Genomic DNA, 1,189 nt, shown 5'->3' with positions numbered 1-1,189 from the left:
AGCCGTGGAGGCGTTCGTGATGTCCATGTCGATGATCGTGGTACCTCAAGTTTGGTTGAGGTCAAGGGCTGTTCTGTGGGACTTCCCCGAGGGCGTTCGCACGGACGTACGGTGAGGGCATGACGACTCCGACTCCGCACATCGAGATCGACGGCGTCCCCGCGGCCGAGCCCGGGCTGCTCGCCGCCCTCATGACCGGCTTCGGTCACTTCACGGCGATGCAGGTGCGGGGCGGCCGGGTGAAGGGCCTCGACCTGCACCTGGACCGGCTCGACCGCTCGACGCGCGAGCTCTTCGGCCGGGAATCGGACGGCAAGCGGGTCCGGTCCCTGATCGCGGGCGCGCTGGAGACCTCGGGGCGGCGGGACGCCTCGGTCCGGGTGTACGTCTACCCGGACGTCCGGATCGCGGTGACCGTCGCCGACCCCGCCCCGGACGGGCCCGGGGCCCCGCAGCGCCTCACGACCGTCGAGTACTGGCGGCCCGCGCCGCACATCAAGCACCTCGGCGGCTTCGGCCAGGCCTACCACCGGGAGGCGGCCCTGCGCGCCGGCTACGACGAGGCCGTGCTCACCTCCCCGTACGGCGAGATCGCCGAGGGCGCGATCACCAACATCGGCTTCTGGGACGGCACATCGGTGGTCTGGCCGGCGGCGCCCTGCCTCCAGGGGATCGCCATGGCCCTCCTGGAGCCGCGCCTGGAGTCGGTCCGGCGGCCGGTCACGCTGGCCGACCTGCCGGGCTACCGGGCCGCGTTCGTCACCAACTCCCGTTCCCTCGCGCCGGTCACGTCGATCGACGAGGTGGTGTTCCCGGTGGACGAGGAACTCATGGGACGGGTGTACGCGGCGTACGACGGGGTGGAGTGGGACGAGCTGTAGAGCGGTAGAAGCCGTGGAGGCATCGGCTTCTGGGACGGCACATCGGTGGTCTGGCCGGCGGCGCCCTGCCTCCAGGGGATCGCCATGGCCCTCCTGGAGCCGCGCCTGGAGTCGGTCCGGCGGCCGGTCACGCTGGCCGACCTGCCGGGCTACCGGGCCGCGTTCGTCACCAACTCCCGTTCCCTCGCGCCGGTCACGTCGATCGACGAGGTGGTGTTCCCGGTGGACGAGGAACTCATGGGACGGGTGTACGCGGCGTACGACGGGGTGGAGTGGGACGAGCTGTAGAGCGGTAGAAGCCGTGGAGG

The 1,189-nt window shown here is 71.2% G+C and carries 2 protein-coding genes; both read left to right on the top strand.

Annotated features, from left to right (window positions below; genetic code table 11):
- The first annotated feature begins 119 nt into the window (after window positions 1-119).
- A complete protein-coding gene (locus EAO70_RS26310) occupies window positions 120-881 on the top strand; it encodes an aminotransferase class IV (protein WP_148005397.1) in 762 nt (253 codons plus the stop codon).
- Window positions 882-965: 84 nt separating this feature from the next.
- Entirely contained in the window at window positions 966-1,169 is a 204-nt protein-coding gene (locus tag EAO70_RS26305; protein ID WP_410091407.1) for a hypothetical protein, read from the top strand.
- Window positions 1,170-1,189 lie beyond the last annotated feature (20 nt).

The sequence above is a fragment of the Streptomyces sp. adm13(2018) genome (genome assembly GCF_008042145.1).
Lineage (GTDB): Bacteria > Actinomycetota > Actinomycetes > Streptomycetales > Streptomycetaceae > Streptomyces.
Note: the sequence above shows the minus strand (reverse complement) of the source record. Positions and strands in the feature narration are given on the sequence as shown.

Coding starts and splice junctions, on each gene's coding strand:
- EAO70_RS26310 (WP_148005397.1), top strand. CDS start 120: ATGACGACTCCGACTCCGCACATCGAGATCGACGGCGTCCCCGCGGCC.
- EAO70_RS26305 (WP_410091407.1), top strand. CDS start 966: ATGGCCCTCCTGGAGCCGCGCCTGGAGTCGGTCCGGCGGCCGGTCACG.